17 protein-coding genes and 2 pseudogenes are annotated in these 19,809 nt (G+C 44.1%); 16 read left to right on the forward strand and 3 right to left on the reverse strand.

Annotation, left to right across the window (positions count from 1 at the left end):
* Positions 1-36 precede the first annotated feature (36 nt).
* Positions 37-741: a response regulator gene (locus tag AB4486_RS07320; protein WP_029235682.1), complete on the reverse strand. Its 705-nt coding sequence runs from the start codon at positions 739-741 to the stop codon at positions 37-39.
* A gap of 288 nt (positions 742-1,029) precedes the next feature.
* On the opposite strand from AB4486_RS07320, the gene AB4486_RS07325 reads away from it, so the two are divergent.
* The 13 genes and pseudogenes from AB4486_RS07325 to AB4486_RS07385 all read left to right on the forward strand — a co-directional run bounded on the left by AB4486_RS07325 (position 1,030) and on the right by AB4486_RS07385 (position 16,017).
* Positions 1,030-2,127 (forward strand): alpha/beta hydrolase, encoded by a 1,098-nt coding sequence (locus AB4486_RS07325; protein WP_229647605.1) that lies wholly within the window; start codon positions 1,030-1,032, stop codon positions 2,125-2,127.
* 430 nt (positions 2,128-2,557) lie between these two features.
* Positions 2,558-3,160: a transcriptional regulator BetI gene (gene betI / locus AB4486_RS07330; RefSeq protein ID WP_004732441.1), complete on the forward strand. Its 603-nt coding sequence runs from the start codon at positions 2,558-2,560 to the stop codon at positions 3,158-3,160.
* A gap of 125 nt (positions 3,161-3,285) precedes the next feature.
* A complete protein-coding gene (gene betB, locus AB4486_RS07335; protein ID WP_017066481.1) occupies positions 3,286-4,746 on the forward strand; it encodes a betaine-aldehyde dehydrogenase in 1,461 nt (486 codons plus the stop codon).
* Positions 4,747-4,818: 72 nt separating this feature from the next.
* Entirely contained in the window at positions 4,819-6,531 is a 1,713-nt protein-coding gene (gene betA, locus AB4486_RS07340) for a choline dehydrogenase (RefSeq protein WP_372116854.1), read from the forward strand.
* A 145-nt stretch (positions 6,532-6,676) separates the two neighbouring features.
* On the forward strand, positions 6,677-7,648 hold the full coding sequence (locus AB4486_RS07345; RefSeq protein ID WP_004732435.1) for a choline ABC transporter substrate-binding protein: 972 nt from the start codon (positions 6,677-6,679) through the stop codon (positions 7,646-7,648).
* A gap of 95 nt (positions 7,649-7,743) precedes the next feature.
* A complete protein-coding gene (gene choW / locus AB4486_RS07350) occupies positions 7,744-8,586 on the forward strand; it encodes a choline ABC transporter permease subunit (protein WP_108156035.1) in 843 nt (280 codons plus the stop codon).
* Between the two features lie 2 nt (positions 8,587-8,588).
* Positions 8,589-9,803 carry a choline ABC transporter ATP-binding protein gene (gene choV / locus AB4486_RS07355; RefSeq protein WP_249633514.1) on the forward strand — a complete coding sequence of 405 codons (1,215 nt, stop codon included), beginning with the start codon at positions 8,589-8,591 and terminating at the stop codon, positions 9,801-9,803.
* Between the two features lie 362 nt (positions 9,804-10,165).
* On the forward strand, positions 10,166-10,648 hold the full coding sequence (locus tag AB4486_RS07360; RefSeq protein WP_372116856.1) for a MarR family winged helix-turn-helix transcriptional regulator: 483 nt from the start codon (positions 10,166-10,168) through the stop codon (positions 10,646-10,648).
* Between the two features lie 276 nt (positions 10,649-10,924).
* Positions 10,925-12,340 carry a coniferyl aldehyde dehydrogenase gene (locus AB4486_RS07365; RefSeq protein ID WP_372116858.1) on the forward strand — a complete coding sequence of 472 codons (1,416 nt, stop codon included), beginning with the start codon at positions 10,925-10,927 and terminating at the stop codon, positions 12,338-12,340.
* A 72-nt stretch (positions 12,341-12,412) separates the two neighbouring features.
* A pseudogene (locus AB4486_RS07370) lies at positions 12,413-12,754 on the forward strand (hypothetical protein); the annotation flags it as partial.
* A pseudogene (locus tag AB4486_RS07375) lies at positions 12,744-12,812 on the forward strand (sel1 repeat family protein); the annotation flags it as partial. The pseudogenes AB4486_RS07370 and AB4486_RS07375, both read left to right, overlap by 11 nt.
* 93 nt (positions 12,813-12,905) lie before the next feature.
* Positions 12,906-14,651: an arylsulfatase gene (locus tag AB4486_RS07380; RefSeq protein ID WP_372116860.1), complete on the forward strand. Its 1,746-nt coding sequence runs from the start codon at positions 12,906-12,908 to the stop codon at positions 14,649-14,651.
* Between the two features lie 118 nt (positions 14,652-14,769).
* A complete protein-coding gene (locus tag AB4486_RS07385) occupies positions 14,770-16,017 on the forward strand; it encodes an anaerobic sulfatase maturase (RefSeq protein WP_372116861.1) in 1,248 nt (415 codons plus the stop codon).
* Between the two features lie 116 nt (positions 16,018-16,133).
* On the opposite strand, the gene AB4486_RS07390 is transcribed toward AB4486_RS07385, so the two are convergent.
* Entirely contained in the window at positions 16,134-16,724 is a 591-nt protein-coding gene (locus AB4486_RS07390) for a TetR/AcrR family transcriptional regulator (RefSeq protein ID WP_256799254.1), read from the reverse strand.
* Between the two features lie 320 nt (positions 16,725-17,044).
* On the opposite strand from AB4486_RS07390, the gene AB4486_RS07395 reads away from it, so the two are divergent.
* Complete coding sequence (locus tag AB4486_RS07395; protein WP_372116863.1) at positions 17,045-17,701, forward strand: Qnr family pentapeptide repeat protein; 657 nt, start codon at positions 17,045-17,047, stop codon at positions 17,699-17,701.
* 162 nt (positions 17,702-17,863) lie between these two features.
* Here the strand turns inward: AB4486_RS07395 and AB4486_RS07400 are convergent, their stop codons facing one another.
* On the reverse strand, positions 17,864-18,079 hold the full coding sequence (locus AB4486_RS07400; RefSeq protein ID WP_029235681.1) for a hypothetical protein: 216 nt from the start codon (positions 18,077-18,079) through the stop codon (positions 17,864-17,866).
* A gap of 448 nt (positions 18,080-18,527) precedes the next feature.
* On the opposite strand from AB4486_RS07400, the gene AB4486_RS07405 reads away from it, so the two are divergent.
* A complete protein-coding gene (locus tag AB4486_RS07405) occupies positions 18,528-18,788 on the forward strand; it encodes a DUF5062 family protein (protein ID WP_102333544.1) in 261 nt (86 codons plus the stop codon).
* Between the two features lie 466 nt (positions 18,789-19,254).
* Positions 19,255-19,788 carry a diaminobutyrate acetyltransferase gene (ectA, locus tag AB4486_RS07410; RefSeq protein WP_010431975.1) on the forward strand — a complete coding sequence of 178 codons (534 nt, stop codon included), beginning with the start codon at positions 19,255-19,257 and terminating at the stop codon, positions 19,786-19,788.
* Positions 19,789-19,809 lie beyond the last annotated feature (21 nt).

A 19,809-nucleotide genomic window follows, 5' to 3' on the forward strand; every position in this document is an offset into this window, starting at 1 on the left:
AATCGCTCTCTTTTATTACGCTCGTATTGAGCGAGGTTAACGCCAGGCGGTCGAAACAAATAAGTAACCCTTCCCGCGAATGGTCTGAATTTTCTCTGCTGGTGTGTGGTCGTCGCCCAAAATCTTTCTTAGACGTACAACCTTGTTGTCAATCGTCCGGTCTATTCCGTCGTACTCAATCCCGCGCAATGTTTGCGTCAAGTAGTCACGAGATAACGGCGTGTCTGGGTTGCTTGCCAATAACCAAAGTAGGTCAAACTCGCTGTCAGTGAGTGATAAAACCGCACCTGAAAGTTCACACTTCTTATAAGTGTTTTTCAGAACGAGTTGATCGAACTGAAGGGTGTCTGAGTCATCGACTGAAGCGGTATTGGTGTCTTGGCGGCGTAATAGCGAACGAACTCTGGCCAGCAGAACTCTTGGTTTGATTGGCTTGGTGACATAGTCATCAGCCCCTGTCTCTAAACCAGCGACGTGGTCAAAGTCGTCATCGCTAGCAGTGAGCATCAAGATTTTACCTTTATAGTGCGTACGCGTCTGTCGGCAGATTGTAAGTCCATCAGTTACAGGAAGCATCAAATCCAGCAGTACGATGTCAGGTTGCTCCGTGAGGATGGTGTGTGCGGCATCACTGCCATCGTCCAACACCGTGACATCAAAATCTTGCGCGACGAAGTAGTCCTGCAACATTTTCTGAAGTTTCAAATCGTCTTCCACGATGATCATTTTAGGTTTTGTCATTCCATTATCAGCCTTGTCGTTCGTTTCACTTATTGAGATTAGGTGAGCGAGTCTTCGTCGTGATGAACCATTACGATTATACGCTATTGCATATAAGTTCAGATGCTTCGCCAAATACCTAAAGCGAATGATTAAACACTTTATAAGTTAGTTCAATGATGAATTGGCATTTATAGGAAAATAAAAAACATCGTTCAAATAGGCTCGACATTCTCATACATTTCCACGACAGATAAATTCAGCGCTAAACAATAGAATTTTCTCATCAAACATTTTGGGAATAACGGTATGAACGACTATAGAAATGCATTACTGGCGTTACCTTTGATTCTGTTAGCGGGCTGTAATTCAAGCTCTAACTCAGGTAAAGCTGCCACCAAAGTGCAAGCAAAACCTCAAGCAGATTACGTATTTTCATCAGCGAAACTGGGTGAGTTGTATAAAGAGCGACAAGAGGTCCAAGAATCCATAAAACTTGATTACAACGGTGTGCAGTATGAAATCGTTCTGTTTGCGGAAGATATTAGTGATAAGCAAAAAGTGGTTAGGCTTGCGGATAGTTTAGGTCAGAGTGTGGATCTGTATCTCCCTGATGCAGGGGCTGACGATTGTGCGATTTACAGTGAGGGTAAGTTTTTTGATTCATTTGATTGTGGTGTTGCTCAACGTTCAATCGGCAATGACACCACGTTAATTAACACGACGACGAATACTCATAAACCCGTCGAGCTTGAGTATCACAATGAACTGGTTCAATACGTGACTAGCCTTGGGTCTACCATTCTGAGTAACACTAAAAGTGGGAACAAGGTAACGATAACCACCTCGTTTGCTTTCAACGCTTTTTACCGTGATGTGCTCAACGAGACTGGCGCTGTTGATCGCATTACTTCCACTCTAGGCGCATCAACCTATTCTCAGCTTTTTGATATCGTGAAATTGTATCAAGGCAGTGAGATGACGTTGAAGTTTACCAACCATATTGGTGGAAGTGCCGACGATGATATCAATATGTACACCGGTCGCATGATCCACAGTAACAACATGACGACGATCGTAACGCCTACGGGGTCGGTGTTCTCTGGCGGCACGGATCTTTTCGCTGCGGGTAACCCACGAGTTTTGCAACGAGCAGATACCACTAAAGCCATTGAGCTTAATAAGCAGGTTGGTGTGCACAGTTGGGCTGAGGATGATAAAACAGCCAAAGACTTCCCATACACGAACGAAAGCCATCGCAAGCAAGCGACCTACTTTAAAAAGGTAATGGGAGACAAAGGAATCGACTTCTATATCTTCACGTTGGATTCTGCTCCGGCTTCTGGCGAACACTGGGTGACTAAGGCTGAGTCAGATAAATACGACTTCATCACTCGCATTGAGTAGTTTAGGCTTGCAATAACATTAGAAACGACTGAGAAGGTTGGTGATGACGCTGTTGTCGCCAACCTTTTTTGTTCATTTTTTGATTCGTTACCTGTGTTGATTGTGGATTTCCTTGTCTTAAATTTCAGTATGAAAATTCCTTGATACTTCCTTTCCACTCCCTCCCCAAAAAGTTTCTACAAGGACTCTCACTGATTGATTCTTGAACTTTCTAAGCAAAAACATTTGACCAATAACTATCACACCTCAAATCTTTAATTGTTTTCGTTAGTGCTCTAAATGATATTTAATTTATTGTCTTATAATGGTTTTTTTTGATTTGAATGCTGTATTGTTACGAGTTTGTTTTAAATAATCATTTGAACCCTAACTAAATTTCTGTCATTTTATATTTAACTGAACGTTCAATATAAAATAAAAGGACTAAGAAATGCCGAAGGTTGGGATGCCTGATATACGTAAACCACAGCTTGTTCAAGCCACCATGACGGTGATTGATCGAGTGGGTTTGCATGCCGCGAGTATTGCGTTGATCAGCAAAGAAGCGGGAGTCTCCACTGGCATTATTAATCACTATTTTGGTGGAAAGCATGGGCTGCTAGAAGAGACCATGCGTGAAATCCTTCGCCAACTTTCCAATACCATCACCACGTCACTAAAAGCACTTCCTGTTGATGCTCACCAACAGAGAATTAACGCGATCATCGATGGTAACTTCGAAGGTTACCAAGCAGAAAATAAGGTCGCGAAGGCGTGGTTGGCATTTTGGTCATATTCAATGCATGACGAGCAGCTGAAAAGACTGCAACGTGTGAATGAAAAACGTTTGATTTCACACTTACGTCTTGAGTTGAAAGGTATTTTGAATCATGAACAAGCGGATCTCGTTGCTCACGGGATTGCGTCTCTGATTGATGGTTTGTGGCTGAGAGGCACATTAAACCCAGATGGTATCGATGCTCAAAAGGCGCGTGCCATCATCAATGATTATCTAGATAAACAACTTACGTTCTACTCGTGTCACAGCAAATAGATCGCAGTGGTAGCGCTAGACGTTGAGCTAGAGCAAGAGCAAGAGCTAGAACGACCACTATTCGCACCTAATACTCACATATAGACCAGTAGAGTCTAATAACAATAATTAAGTCAGAATCTCAAATGGAAATGAACTCGTTATACATCGATGGCGCAGCGGTTAAAGCAACCTCTGGTGAAACCTTTGATAGCATTAACCCTGCAAACGGTGAACCTATCGCGACGTTAGGCCAAGCATCTTCTGCGGATGTCGACAGTGCTATTGAATCTGCGAAACGCGGATTTGCGGTATGGTCAGCAATGACCGCTGTGGAACGCAGCCGCATTCTTTTGAAGGCAGTGGAAATACTTAGAGCTCGAAATAATGACCTTGCAAATCTTGAGGTTGTTGATACGGGCAAGCCTCTGCAAGAAGCGATTGAAGTGGATGTGGCGTCTGGCGCTGATGTTATTGAATACTTTGCTGGCTTGGCTCCAACGCTACAAGGCGACCAACAGCCGCTGAGCGAATCTCAATTTTTCTACACTCGCCGCGAGCCGCTAGGCATTTGTGCGGGCATTGGCGCGTGGAACTACCCAATTCAAATCGCGATGTGGAAATCGGCTCCGGCATTGGCCGCGGGTAACGCGATGATTTTCAAACCTTCAGAAGAAACGCCGCTAACGGCGCTCAAGCTTGCAGAGATCTTTACCGAAGCTGGTCTTCCTGATGGCGTGTTCAACGTGGTTCAGGGCGATTACCGTGTAGGTCAAATGCTAACGGCGCACCCAGATATCGCGAAAGTGTCGTTCACGGGCGAAACCGGTACCGGTAAAGCGGTAATGGCAGACAGCGCTAAGACGCTGAAATCAGTCACCATGGAACTTGGCGGCAAGTCACCAATGATCGTGTTTGATGATGCGAAATTGGATGATGCAGTTTCCGCTTCGATGGTGGCTAACTTCTACACCCAAGGCGAAGTGTGTACTAACGGTACCCGTGTTTATGTACACGAAAACATCTACAACGCATTCATCGATCAACTTAAAACACGCACTGAGAAGCTGATCATTGGTGATCCAATGGACATGGAGACTCAGATCGGCGCGTTGATTTCTAAAGAACACCTTTCAAAAGTTCTCGAAGCGATTGAGCTGGCAAAACAGTCAGGGGCAACTCTGCTGACGGGCGGCTATCGAGTGACAGACAACGGCTTAGCGAACGGCAACTTTGTTATCCCAACCGTGTTTGTAGATTGCGAAGACAACATGCCTCACGTTCAACAAGAGATCTTCGGCCCTGTAATGTCAGTGTTGAAGTTTACGGACGAAGACGATGTGATTCGCCGTGCAAACGACACCAAATATGGCCTTGCGGCTGGTGTGTTCACGCAAAACCTTTCTCGTGCGCACCGTGTTATTCATCAAATGCAGGCAGGTATTTGTTGGGTGAACACGTGGGGTGACTCACCAGCAGAAATGCCGGTTGGCGGTTACAAGCTTTCGGGTATTGGCCGTGAAAATGGACCAGAAACCCTACTTCATTATACGCAGACTAAGAGCATTCTTATTGAACTTGGCGACTACGCCAGCCCTTATGCCTAACGCGTAACACTCAATTTTATGGGTTAGCTTAACAGAGCTAGCCCCACTGACTTATCTCAGGGAAATCAAAACATGGAACAACGCTACGATTATATTATCGTCGGCGCGGGTTCGGCCGGCTGTGTGTTAGCGGATAGGCTAACGGAAAGCGGTGAACATAGCGTTTTATTACTGGAAGCTGGTGGTACGGACAAGAGTATTTTTATCCAAATGCCAACCGCGCTTTCTTACCCAATGAATACTGAAAAGTACGCTTGGCAATTTGAAACAGAGAAAGAGCCGGGCCTTGATGGACGTGAACTGCACTGCCCACGTGGCAAAGTGTTAGGCGGCAGCTCATCGATCAACGGTATGGTTTATGTTCGTGGCCACGCGTGTGATTTTGACCAATGGGAAGAAGAGGGCGCTGCGGGTTGGAACTATCAAGCATGTCTGCCTTATTTTCGCCGTGCTGAATCATGGAACAAAGGTGGTGATGAATACCGTGGAGACAATGGCCCTGTCGGCACTTGTAATGGTAACGATATGGAGCTCAACCCGCTTTACCAAGCGTTCATCGATGCAGGTAAAGACGCCGGTTACCCAGAAACACAAGACTACAACGGCTACCAGCAAGAAGGCTTCGGCACTATGCATATGACGGTAGACAAGGGTGTTAGAGCCTCAACCTCTAACGCTTATTTACGTCGAGCATTGAAGCGTTCAAACCTGACCTTGAAGAAAGGTATCGTGGCGCGTCGTTTCTTACTTGAAGCACAAGACTTAGAAGGTCAATCAGGCTTGAAAGCGGTTGGTGTCGAGTTTGAAAAGTCAGGCAATACTCAAGTTGCCGTGGCGAACAAGGAAGTGATCTCTTCTGCGGGTTCTATTGGCTCGGTTCAACTGCTGCAACTTTCTGGTATCGGCCCGAAAGCGGTGCTTGAAAAGGCGGGTGTTGAGCTGAAACACGAACTGAGCGGTGTCGGTGAAAACCTACAAGATCACTTAGAAGTGTACTTCCAATATCACTGTAACGAACCCATCACGCTCAACAGCAAGCTGGGCTTAGTCAGCAAGGGCATGATTGGCGCAGAGTGGATTTTGACTCGTAAAGGTTTGGGTGCCACTAACCACTTTGAATCGTGTGCGTTCATTCGTTCACGCAAAGGATTGAAGTGGCCGAATATTCAATATCATTTCCTACCAGCAGCAATGCGTTACGACGGTCAAGCGGCCTTTGATGGTCATGGTTTCCAAGTTCATGTTGGGCCTAACAAACCTGAAAGTCGCGGTACGGTAGCGATTTCTTCTGCTGACCCACATGCCAAGCCAGAGATCATTTTCAACTACATCTCGACCGAACAAGACCGACAAGATTGGCGCGATTGTATTCGTCTGACGCGTGAGATTTTGTCGCAACCTGCGATGGATGTTTACCGAGGCGAAGAGATTCAGCCGGGTCTGAGCGTAACGTCTGATGAAGCGATCGACGAATGGGTTAAGCAGAACGTTGAAAGTGCATATCACCCTTCATGTGGCTGCAAAATGGGTTCAGATGATGATCCAATGGCAGTGCTTGATGAAGAGTGTCGCGTTCGCGGTGTCGATAATTTACGTGTTGTCGACTCATCGGTTTTCCCAACCATTCCAAACGGTAATTTGAACGCCCCGACCATTATGGTTGCTGAGCGTGCTTCCGATTTGATTTTAGGTAAGCCGATGCTCAAAGAGCAGGGCGTGTCAGTGTGGATTGCACCTGAGTGGCAAGACAAGCAAAGAATAAATAAACCAGTAAGAGAAGCGTAAGCCTCTGTTATTAGTTAAAAAATAGAAAATATTTCAAAAATAGAAAAAGCAAAAAGTAACAACAAAAATTAGTCAAAAGTCAGAAGAACTGCTCTCTATCGGTGTTGATATCGAGCAGAAAAAGGAAAGATAAAAAGGAACCATTATGACGACTCTAAATATTCAGAACATGACCACGAAAACGTTAACAGCACTAGCCATTAGTTCATTTGCATTTGGTGCTAACGCTTCTATTGAACCGCAGCAATGTGAAAACGTTCGCTTCGCTGATGTAGGCTGGACTGACATTACCGCAACAACCGCCGTTACTTCTGAACTATTAAAAGGCCTTGGTTACAAAACCAAAACCGACCTACTTTCAGTACCGGTGACTTACTCTTCAATGGCGAACGGCGATATTGACGTATTCCTAGGTAACTGGATGCCAACTATGGAAGGCGATATTGCTAAGTACCGTGAAGCGGGCACGGTTGAAACCGTTCGTGCCAACCTTGAAGGCGCAAAATACACACTAGCTGTACCAAAATATGTGTACGACTCTGGCGTAAAAAGCTTCGCAGACCTAGCAAAACATGCCGACAAATTTAAAGACCGCATCTACGGCATCGAGCCGGGTAACGACGGTAACCGCTTAATCCAATCAATGATTGATTCTGACGCGTTTGGCTTGAAAGATTTCAGCCTAGTGGAATCAAGTGAAGCGGGCATGGTGTCTCAAGTATCACGTGCAGCACGTCGTAGCCAATGGATCGTTTACCTTGGTTGGGCTCCGCACCCAATGAACAGCAATGTTGAAATGGAATACCTATCAGGTGGTGACGACTTCTTTGGCCCTAACTACGGTGGCGCGAATGTTTACACTAACGTTCGTTCAAACTACCTGTCTGAGTGTGCAAATGTCGGTCAACTTCTACAAAACCTAGAATTCACTCTAGAGATGGAAAACCAGTTGATGGAAGAGATTCTTAACCAAAAAGTGAAGCCAGAAAAAGCGGCTCAACAATGGTTGAACAAGAACCCTCAACAAGTTGAAGCTTGGTTAGACAACGTAAAAACGCATAAAGGTGAATCAGCGACTCAAGCCGTTACTGAATACTTAAAGCAAGTTAAAGCTTAGTTCTACCTATCTCAACAGCTACATAAATAATAAAGGTGGGCTTGCCAATTTATCGATTGGTTTGAAGTAGCCCACCCATAATAAAAGGCAATATTGTGAATTTTATTACGGAAAACAAAATCCCTGTCGGACAATGGATGGAAGCGGGTGTTGATTGGCTAACAATCAATGCAGCAGGATTCTTTGACGCTATTTCGATTTTTCTAGAAACCGTCATTATGTTTTTAGTCGATGTATTTAAGTGGATGCCGCCTGCACTGCCAATCGTGATGACTGCTGCGATTGCATGGTACTTACACCGTAAACCTTCGCTAGTGATCTTTGTGGTCGCAGCGCTGCTGACTATTCTTAACCTCGGCTATTGGCAAGAAATGCTGGAAACCTTTGTTCTCGTCTTTGCGGCGACAACGATTTCCGTATTAATTGGCGTACCGGTTGGCATCATGGCTGCTCACCGTCCTTGGCTCTATACAGTTTTGCGTCCAATCCTTGATTTGATGCAGACAGTCCCAACTTTCGTTTATCTGATTCCAACTCTGGTTCTATTCGGCTTGGGTATTGTTCCTGGCTTAATCTCGACCATTATTTTCGCGATAGCTGCACCGATTCGTTTAACCTACTTAGGGGTAACGAAAGTGCCTGAAGAGTTGATTGAAGCGGGTAAAGCGTTTGGTGCCAGCCGTCTGAAATTGCTGATGAAGGTCGAATTACCGGCGGCTTTACCAAGCATCATGGCGGGTGTAACCCAATGTATTATGTTGTCGCTTTCGATGGTGGTTATCGCCGCTCTTGTCGGTGCTGACGGACTTGGTAAACCTGTTGTTCGTGCATTGAATACAGTGAACATCTCACAAGGTTTTGAAGCCGGGTTGGCGATTGTATTAGTCGCTATCATTCTTGATCGCTTGTGCAAAACACCAAACCAGAAGGAAGCTTAATCATGTCTAACTCTCAGGAAAAAAAGACAATGGACGCGATTACCATTAAGAATCTCGATGTTGTGTTTGGTAATAAATCGAAACAAGCGCTTGAGCTACTCGACCAAGGTAAAACTCGCCAAGAGATCATTGATGAAACTGGTCAAGTGGTTGGCGTAGATAATGTGTCGCTGACGGTTGAAGAAGGCGAGATCTGTGTGTTGATGGGTTTGTCTGGTTCTGGTAAATCATCTTTGCTTCGCGCAGTTAACGGCCTGAATGAGATCAGCCGTGGCTCATTGGCGATCAAAGATGGAGACAAGCAGGTTGATTTAGGTGAACAGTGCGACGAAGCGACCTTGCGTCATCTTCGTACTCACCGCGTTTCTATGGTGTTCCAAAAATTTGCCCTAATGCCTTGGTTAAACGTGTTAGATAACGTGGCGTTTGGTCTAGAAATGCAAGGCGTAGCCAAAGATGTTCGTCGTGCTAAAGCGCGTGAACAACTTGAAATGGTGGGTTTGGCAGAGTGGGAAACCAAGTATCCGCATGAGCTTTCTGGCGGTATGCAGCAACGTGTTGGTTTGGCGCGTGCGTTTGCAATGGACACCGACATTCTGCTGATGGATGAACCGTTTTCGGCGCTTGATCCACTGATTCGTGCTCAGCTGCAAGATGAACTGATCACGCTGCAAAACAAACTCAACAAAACGATTCTGTTCGTGAGTCACGACCTAGATGAAGCACTGAAGATTGGTAATAACATTGCGATCATGGAGTCAGGAAAACTGATTCAACACGGTAAGCCTGAAGAGATCGTACTGACGCCAAAAACCGAATACGTAAAAGACTTCGTTGCTCACACCAATCCATTGAATGTGCTTAAAGGTCGCTCTTTAATGCAGCCTCTTGATTCACTGACGCAAGAGAATGAAAGCTGGAAGATCTGCGATTCTAAAGATCTTTGGATTGAACAGAGTGAAGGTGCTTTATCAGTGAAAGGTGAATCTACTTTGGCGCTTGTTGAGTGGAGCGAGTCTGACGACCTAACCGCGATTAACGCGTCGAGTGTGGTAGTGACAAGCCCGGAGATTGGTATGCGTGATGCGATTAAGCTTAAGCAGATCAGTAACCACCCAATTCTGTTGGTTGAAAACAATCAATTGGTCGGGATTTTGGATAACAGCGAGTTTTACAACGCACTAACGGGTAACTTTCAGATGAATACCGCTGCGTAAAATTTCGTTTTTCAGTTTAGCTATTGAGGCTGGTTTTTTATTGGGTGGAGAGGGTTAAATCTCTCTACCTCTATGATTATTAAAATATATTATTCTTTGAGTTTGTATTCTCTGGTTCATTATTTTTGTCTTCATTGAAGCGTTCATTCCCCCTTCATTAAGCAAAAGTGCCGTACCACGCAAGTTTAGTGGTATAGAAAAGATTGAGAATAGTATGAACATCAGTACAATGCGGAAAAATCAATGAAGTAATTTATCAATTTACAGTGTAATTCGAGCATGCGTGACGTAATCACTCGAGACATTTCATCGCTTCGACGCTGTAAAACCATTCACAGTATATTAGTACAAAGGTCTGCATCTTGGACAAACATGACGAAATCCTGGTCGCTATTCGCCAAATTATTCGCGCTATCGATTTACACTCGAAGAAGCTGAGTAAAGAGTATGGTTTGACTGGCCCTCAATTAATCTTAATGAGAGCAATCCAAGAAATGGGTAATGTGACGATCAAAGAATTGTCTAATCACACCAATGTAAGCCAAGCCACCACAACCACGATCATCGATCGCTTGGAACTGAATGGCTATGTACAACGTGTTCGCAGTTCATCGGACCGCCGTAAAGTACACGCGAACCTGACTGAAAAAGGTCAAGAGTTGCTAAACAATGCGCCACCGCCGCTGCAAGATAACTTCGTGAAAAAATTCCAAAACCTAGAGACGTGGGAGCAAAGCTTACTGCTTTCTTCGATGCAGCGTGTATCAGCAATGATGAACGCAGAAGACATCGACGCTGCTCCAGTGCTTCAGCTTGAAGGCATTGCAAACGTAGCCAAAAGCTAACGTTAGTTTTAAATTATTTATTTAAAACAAAAGCTTAAAGAGTTATTAAATGGTCGCATTAAGCGGCCATTTTTGATCTCACCATGTGAGATTTCTCGTTATACCGCCTGTTCGTTACGCCCTTCTCTTTTTAATCGCCCTGAATTTTAACCCTACGTTGTAACCACCCTATTTATTTGTATTCAAAAATGCATTGACGATTCTCTGACAATAAAGATGTAGACCGACCGGTCTGACTTGTATTATTGTGTGCTCATCTTAACCACGAGGTGATGTATGAAATACGAATTGACGCCAACACAAATGACCATGACGTTGAACAACATGCAGGGAGCTTTTGCACAGAACCCGATGCCAGCGGTATCGGTGAGAATTGAGCAGTTGCTTGCACTTAAATCTGCGCTTATCGACTATACAGATCGTTTGTGTTCAGCCGTGAGTGAGGACTATGGTCACCGCAGTCGACAAGACACTTTGATGGCCGACATATTGCCTTGTATCGGAAATATTGATCACAGCATTGAGTGTTTACCTCATTGGTCGACATCTTCGATTCGTCATTCCGGCCCTTTGCTTTCAACCTCTCGTGTTGAAGTGGTTTATCAACCCAAAGGCGTTGTCGGGATCATTGCTCCGTGGAACTTCCCGATCATGTTATCCGTCGGCCCGCTTATTTCGGCGTTGGCTGCGGGCAATCGCGCCATGATCAAGATGAGTGAATTTACCCCAGCGACGAACCAAGTATTAAGAGCGCTATTGGCGGAAGTCTTCCAATCCGATGAGGTGTGCTTGGTTGAAGGTGAGGTAGAAATCGCAGCCGCATTTTCGGCGTTGCCGTTTGATCATCTTCTGTTTACGGGGTCAACCCAAGTGGGTCGCCAAGTGATGAGGTCAGCGGCTGACACGCTAACTCCAGTCACGCTAGAGCTAGGTGGTAAGTCACCGGTTATCGTTGCAGAAGACATGCCAATTGATATCGCGGTTGAGCGAATCATTTATGGTAAGAGCCTCAATAACGGGCAGGTGTGTGTGGCTCCTGACTATGTATTGCTACCTGAAGGGAAAGTTGAATCTTTCATTCAAGAGTATAAAAAACAGTACCAATTGCTGTTCGATGAAGGGGTGTATTCCGAGAGTTTGACGTCCCTAATCAATCCTCGTCAATGCGACCGTATAGTTGGTTTGTTGAATGAAGAACGACAAGCTGGAACGCGAACAGTGGCCTGCCATGACGAAGCGATGGACTTAGATTGCCAACGACTGGTGACACATCTGATTGTTGAACCAAGCCTGTCATCCAAGGTGATGAACGAAGAAATTTTCGGCCCATTATTGCCCTTGATTACGTATCGCAATGTCGAAGAGGCGTTCCAAGTCATCAATAGCAAACCAAGGCCGTTAGCACTCTACCTAATGAGCTTTGATTTGAGCTTACAGGCTCAGGTTAAGCACCAAGTTCACTCCGGTGGCATGTGTATTAATGACTGTGTTTTTCATTTAGCGGTTGATGACGCGCCGTTTGGTGGCATTGGTGAATCAGGTCAGGGCAACTATCACGGAACAGAAGGTTTCCTTACTTTCTCCCACGCCAAAACAGTCTTGGAAACGGGTTTAGATCATCGAGTTAAGCATCTGTTTTCAAAAGAAGACAACGAATTAAAAACAGCAGTGATGGGCATGCTTGGCCAGTAAATCATTGTTGGTATGACACTGTTTATTTTTCAAAAAGTTATTTTCACGAAATTATTTTAAGAGGTTACTTTTATGTTGGAACGTTTTTTTGAACGTACGATCAAGTCGTATTTGATGATTACAGGTTTCTTAACGGCGACGGCTTTTTCCACTTTCCTAGCGCCTGATTGGAGTATGCAGACGCTGTTCTCGTACAACGATACCATGATGGAAAACAAAGAGTATTTGCTCGGTACTTATCAACACTGGGGTGTGGTGGTTGGCTGTATTGGTGTGTTGTTGATGTTCTCGGCGAAGTACAAATCGCTGCGTACCTCAACCATGATTTACAGCGCATTTGAGAAGTCGATGTTTGTTGGCATCTTCTTATACAACGTGTGTATCAACGATTATGAGTGGTTTTATGGCTGGAGCTCAAGAGTATGACCCTGCGCTCGACTTATTACATTGGATGTCGCAAGCCGCGCATTAATTCAAATCTTAACTCAGGTTACTCACAGAAAAAGTTACTCGCAGAAAAGTTAATTACTGAAACAAGTTAATCACAGAAATTGGAGAACGTCTTATGCAGACATTCAAGAAATCTTTAGTGTTCACGGCAATGGCGGCGGCAAGCAGTGCTGCTCTGGCGGCTGAATCAGAAAAACCGAATATTGTTGTCATTGTTGGCGATGATGTGGGCTTTGCCGATACACAGCCTTATGGCTCAGAAGCCAATACACCAAACCTAATGGCGCTGGCTGAAGAGGGGGTTAAGTTTACTAACTTTCACGCGTCACCAACCTCATCGGTAACGCGCTCTATGATGTTAACCGGAGCAAATAGCCACGAGGTTGGGTTAGGCACCTTTGATTATGCCGTCTATCCGGGCGCTATTGGTAAGCAGGGTTATGAAGGTTACCTCACCAAGAAAGGTGTTACGGTCGCCACGTTGCTTGAAGAGAGCGGCTATAACACTTACCTCTCTGGTAAATGGCATTTGGGGCACGAGGATGGCTTCCTACCTGATGATCGAGGTTTTGGTGAGAGTTATGGTATTTTAGCGGGCGGTTCGAATCACTTTAACCGAGATATGATGTTCCGAGCCAAAAACGCTGCGACAGCGGATGCGCTGCAAAAAGGCGATATTCCCGGTGTTGAAGTTGAGCCAACTTACCGCAACGGTGAAGTGGTTGAGGATAATTACAAAGGCGAGTACTCAGACCAAGTTTACACCAACGAGATCATCAAGATGATCGACAGCAAGAAAGACGACGGCAAGCCTTTCTTTGCCTACGTCCCATTCACCGGTATTCATCTACCACTGCAAGCGCCTGAGTCTGCCTATCAAGATAAAGTCGATTACTACGTTGAACATGGTTGGGACTCGGTTCGAGAAGATCGTTTCCAACGCATGAAAGAGATGGGTGTGATTCCAAAAGACGCCGATATTTCAGATCGTAACGCATTAAGCCGACCTTGGGACTCGCTCTCTGAAAAAGAACAAAAGTGGTATGGCAAGAAAATGGCTGTCGCGATGGGCATGATGGAAATGCAGGACCAACAAGTCGGTCAGATAGTTGATTACCTGAAAGAAATCGGGGAATACGATAATACTTACACCATGTACCTAGCGGATAACGGCCCAGAAGCTGCGGATATTACCGGTGAAAATATCAGTGATTTGATCCGAACGTGGACTGCTCATCATTTCGATAATTCGACTGAAAATTTGGGTAAGGCGAACTCCAGTGTGTCACTTGGACCTGAGTGGGCAAGTGCTTCAACCGGTGGCCTATCTTGGTACAAAGCTTATACAGCAGAGGGCGGTATCCGTGTGCCGTTTATCGTTAAGCCAGCCAAAGCGCTTTTAGACGGTGAAGATGCGTTGCAACCGGGAACTCAAACAGATGACTTATCTCAAGTGAAGGACATTGCAGCCACGATTCTTGAGATTGCAGAGGTCGATCATCCAGGAACGGAATATCAAGGTAGAGAAGTAGCGCCGATGAGTGGTGTGAGCTTGTTGCCTTACTTCAAAGGGGAAACGGCAGACGTGCACAGTGCCAACAATGCGATTCCATTTGAATTGTTTGGTAGCGGAATTCTGCTTAAAGGTGATCATAAGATCATCCGAATTTCTACGGGAATGGGTGGCGACAGTGAGTGGCACTTATACAACACCAAGAAAGATCCAGCTGAGCAACATGACTTGAGAAACCAAATGCCAGATCTGTTCCTTGAAATGGTCGCTGAATATCAAGAATACGAAAAAGCGCAAAATATCGTCCCGGTTGACGAAGCGTGGAACCCGTTTGAAAACGTGAAATAGAGGAAAAAATCACTCGGCCAACCTAATGCCATCAAGCTTGGTTGGCCGATGAACACCGTGTAAAGGAATTACGAATTGTTTTGGCTAATACAATAACTTTTACATCGAGGCACTCTTCATGACGACATTATCGCTATCAAATTTGAGTTCAGTTCCGCAGTTCAATGGCAAAGCACACAGCAAACTTCAGGCGTTAGCAAAACCGATTGGGGCGGTGTGTAATATCAGTTGCACCTACTGTTATTATTTAGAAAAACAACAGCTGCTTGATTACCCAAAAGGCTCTCAATATACGATGGATGAAGTTCTGTTAGAGCGTTATATCAAGCAGTACATAGAAGGGCAGAATACGCCTGAAATCATCTTTTCTTGGCACGGTGGAGAGCCTACCTTGTTGGGGGTTGAGTACTTTCAAAAAGTCGTCGAGCTGCAGAAAAAATATTGTCCTAACCACAGTAAGATCAGCAACGACCTTCAAACCAACGGCACGTTACTGAATGATGCGTGGTGTGAGTTCTTCAAAAAAAATGACTTTATCATTGGTGTGAGCATTGACGGCCCAGAGCACTTACACAATCACTACCGAACCAACCGTGCAGGCAAAGGCACTTTTTCTCAAACAATGCGTGGTATTCACTACTTGAAGCAGCATAACGTCGAGTTCGCGACCCTAAGCTGCGTGAATGATGTGACAGGAAAGTATCCGTTAGAGGTTTATCGCTTTCTGCGTGATGAAGTGGGTGCGAAGCAGTTGCAGTTTATTCCTGTGGTCGATAAACGTGAGGCTCATACCAACAATAAATGGTTGAGCAACCAACAAGCGATCATTCCCGTATCAGGCGAGGTTGAAGCTTGGAGTGTCGATTCTGTGCAATGGGGAGAGTTCCTCACTACCGTTTTTGACGAGTGGTTTGAGCACGATTTTGGTCGGGTATTAGTGCCGTACTTTGAAAATTTTGTCGGAGTGTGGATGGGCAGAGAAAGCACCATGTGTACCTTGAGTGAGATCTGCGGAAAAGGGTTAGCGGTTGAGCCCAATGGCGATGTGTATTCATGTGACCATTATGTCTTTCCTGAATTTCAGCTAGGTAATATTCAGGAGCAAGCACTTTCAACTTTAGCCTTCTCGCCAAAGCAGCAGAGTTTTGGGTTCGCCAAACAGAAGTCTCTGCCGAAACAATGCCAAGCCTGTGAGTTTAAATTTGCATGCCATGGCGAGTGCCCTAAAAACCGCATCATCAAAAGCCGAGATGGAGAGGCTGGGTTAAATTATCTCTGTGAAGGATGGCTAAGCTTCTTCAAGCATATCGACCCGGTTATTAAGGCCTTACTCAAAGCCAATAATATTCCGTCTCGTCTGGGGTAGCGGAGTAGGCGTGAGTAAATTTAGTTAATATTTACAGTAAGATAGAAGGCTCGCATAAATTATGCGAGCCTTTTGGTATTTGGTATTTGGTATTTGGTATTTGGTAACGGGTATATCTAGTCAGCCGATTCTTGGGCTGGGCTCATGGCGAGAAGAGTCTCTTCCATGGCATTGTTTAGAATCGAACGGTTACGCTGCATGGCGGCCATGAGCGTTGAGCCTAGCCATAGGCCATAAAGCATTCGAGAAAGCGATTCGGGCTCTGCGATAGTGAAATCACCGGCCTCATTACCTTCTTCAAACAGTTTTGCCATACGCAGGATGATCTTTTCAGCGCCTTCTGCCATGGTCGATTGCAACGGGTTAGCAGACCCAGATACTTCTCCCGCCAGTTTTACGACAAGACATTGGATATTGAAGTCTTCAGTCAGTTTCGATGCACACCAAAACTCGAAATAGGCTTTTACGCGGTCACGAAGAGAAAGCGACTCATCACTTAAAAAGTCGTCTAGCTTAGCGAGATGCTCATCAAAGTAGTTAGTAAGAAGGATCTCACCAAAGTGTTCTTTGGATTTGAAGTAATGGTAAAAAGAACCCTTAGTGCCTTCCGCTTGGTTGATGATTTTCATCAGGCCAACACCAGCAAACCCGTGTTCATTAATAAGGCTAAACCCTGCATCGAGCATAGCTTGTCGCATGTCTTTCATTGTTCTTACTCTTTATGCTGAGAATGAGGAATAGTGTAACGAGCAACATACCAACCGTCCAGTCTAGCGCGTTAGGACGCGGTCAATAATTGACTCGTTTCGTCAAAGTAACTTTCTCTCTTATTGGCACTTCTAAGCGACAAAACTTTTTTCAAGATAAGCACGCCCTACAAATCGAAAATAATAACCTTAAAGGGCTTGTTTGGTGTCTTAAAATGGCTAAATCAGGGTGTTTTAAGTTGCTGTTTTTGTTGGTTTTTAATTTGGTGTTTTCTTAAGATCGCAATGGTAGTCTTAGCTTAATTTCTTTAGGGGGCTAAATGGACACCAATAACAGCACTTATCATCACCACAGTTTTGCTCAGCAAGACTTATCAGAGCTTACATTTACAGCCTGCACGTTTATCCGTTGTGATTTCAGACGTTCGAACTTACGTGATGCAACGTTTATTAACTGTAAGTTTATCGAACAAGGCGATATTGAGGGATGCCACTTTGATATTGCCGACTTACGAGATGCAAGCTTTCAGAATTGTCAGTTGGCGATGGCGAATTTCAGTAACGCGAATTGTTATGGTATTGAGCTACGTGAATGCGACCTGAAAGGGGCGAACTTCACTCGTGCGAATTTTGCCAATCAGGTAAGCAATAGAATGTACTTTTGCTCAGCATATATTACGGGCTGTAACCTGTCATACACCAACTTGGAGCAAGCTTGTTTAGAGAAGTGCGAGCTGTTTGAGAACCGTTGGATAGGTACTTACCTTGGCGGCACGTCTCTGAAAGAGTCTGATCTCAGCCGAGGTGTGTTCTCGGAAGACGTATGGGGGCAATTCAGTATGCAAGGTGCTAATTTATGTCATGCTGAATTAGAAGGGTTAGACCCTCGCAAGGTAGACACGTCGGGGATTAAAATTGTCGCTTGGCAACAAGAGCAACTGCTTGAAACCATGGGTATTGTGGTCATGCCTGATTGATAGCTGTAATTTCTAACTACAGGCTATTTGGAATATGTAAGAATTCGCTATAGAAGAAAAGCCCAAAGCTAATAACTTTGGGCTTTTCCGTATTTGGTAACCAGCATTTTATAATGAATTTTTAAAAAGAGAATGCTTGGTGATAGAGAACTGATTGGTTGATTAATGCATGCCTGAGCGCATTTTGTCGGCGAGCGCAAAGAAGACAAAAACGACGAAACAGACTAGAGCAGCACACAGTGAAGTTAAGATGGTTGTGGCGTCTTTTGAAATCAATGGAATGGTGATAGAAGCTAGCGCTATCAACATAACAAGGATATGAACAATTCGACCCGGAATTGGATTTTTATGACAGAATGAAGCCCAGAGGTAACGCATTTTCAACACCAGTATAAAATTAGTGGTTTTATCCTATTTTCTTAGTGAGTACTTTGTAAATAACAATTGGTTACAATTGGTTGTAAATATGATCTAAGTCGAATTAGTATTAAACCAGTTAAATAACAGCAGTTTATTGATCTTTTATTGAATTTTAACTTTCAAAATGAACATCATAATATTCCGTATTCTTTGGAATGCTAAGTCAAATATTATTCGAATTTTTGTTTTTTGACTTAAGATCTCATTTATTGAGTGTTCTGTTAAGAGACCGTTTGCGTACAGGTATTGGTGGCGTAACTATCAAGCGAATTAGAGTCATCCTAGAGCCTGTTATTCGTTTTATGTTATTTATCAAAGTGACTCCTCAAATTGAGAGCGAAGTAATCTTGTGAATTTTTCGGTTTGATATACTCAATATTCATTCGATAAAGATGATGGAGATGATATGTCGAAAACCGCGAAGATCATTAATGAAGATAAGCTGGTAAAAAAAGCAGTTGAAGTCGGTTTTAAGATGGCTAAGCTACAAGGTTTTGATTTGCCAAATTCATCCCAACCGATAAAGGTTAAAGCGGTGTACTTGTTCCTTGTTGAAGTCAATCAGATCACACCGTTACCGGAAAGTAAGCTTGATGGGGCAAACATTAAAAAGCGTCTGGCGCTATGGATACATAAAGCATTGCCTGACAATGATCCCTTGAAGTAAACCTTTTCCAAGCTGATATTTCTGGACTCGTTTCCTCTGAGTTCATTATTCATCGATATGTTAGATAAGAAACCTAGCGAGCTCTCGCTAGGTTTTTTTGTTTTTGAGGCCGATATTTTAATAGTGGATAGCGAGTCACTGCCATTCGAAGCGTTGTTATCTACTCGATAGAATGTTCAACACTGAGAGTGTTGGTGATTTATGCCGCTTGATTGGCAATCTGAGCACATAATTTACTAATGACTCTAACCTTCTTTTGACGCTTATTCGGTTAAAGACATTTTCTTAAGATCTCCACCGATCAAATACATTAGAACTCAAAGTATTATTTAATTCATGCTGACCGCTATTAAATGTGATACATATCACTAATTTTTGTTTTTTAAAGTTAAGGTGTTGATCTTAGTAGGGGGTAAATGCTCATAATAAAAAGGAATTTAATTAGAGTTCAAAGGAATTTCTCGGTATGATTACATCAGCGCCTTGGGTGTTGTGTCCAGAAGTGATAGAAAAAACGAGTGAAGAATGGAGTTTTCGCGAGCCCAAAGCTTCAGATGGCAACGACATTTATCGACTGATTTCAGAATGTCCGCCACTAGACACCAACTCGTCATATTGCAATTTTTTGCAATCCACTCACTTTAGTAAAACTTGTATTTTGGTTGAGAACAAAGGTGAGCTTGCGGGCTTTATCTCGAGTTATCAAAAACCGAGTGAGCCTAATGTTCTCTTTATTTGGCAAGTTGCAGTTGCCCCTCGATTTAGAGGTCACTCTTTAGCTTACAAGATGTTGAACAGCTTACTTCGTCGAGAGTGGCTGAAGAGTATAGAAGCTATTGAAACAACCATTACTAAGTCAAATCAAGCGTCTTGGGCACTCTTTAAAAAGCTAGACGCAAAAAATAGTAGCACTGGAAAAGTGACCACTTTCTTAGATGAAAATGTTCATTTTAAAGGGCTGCACGATACTGAGTATTTGTATCGAATACCCCTTAAATAATCATTAACTTATAGGAATCAA

It is taken from the genome of Vibrio sp. 10N.222.55.C6 (assembly GCF_041473395.1).
Lineage (GTDB): Bacteria > Pseudomonadota > Gammaproteobacteria > Enterobacterales > Vibrionaceae > Vibrio > Vibrio crassostreae_C.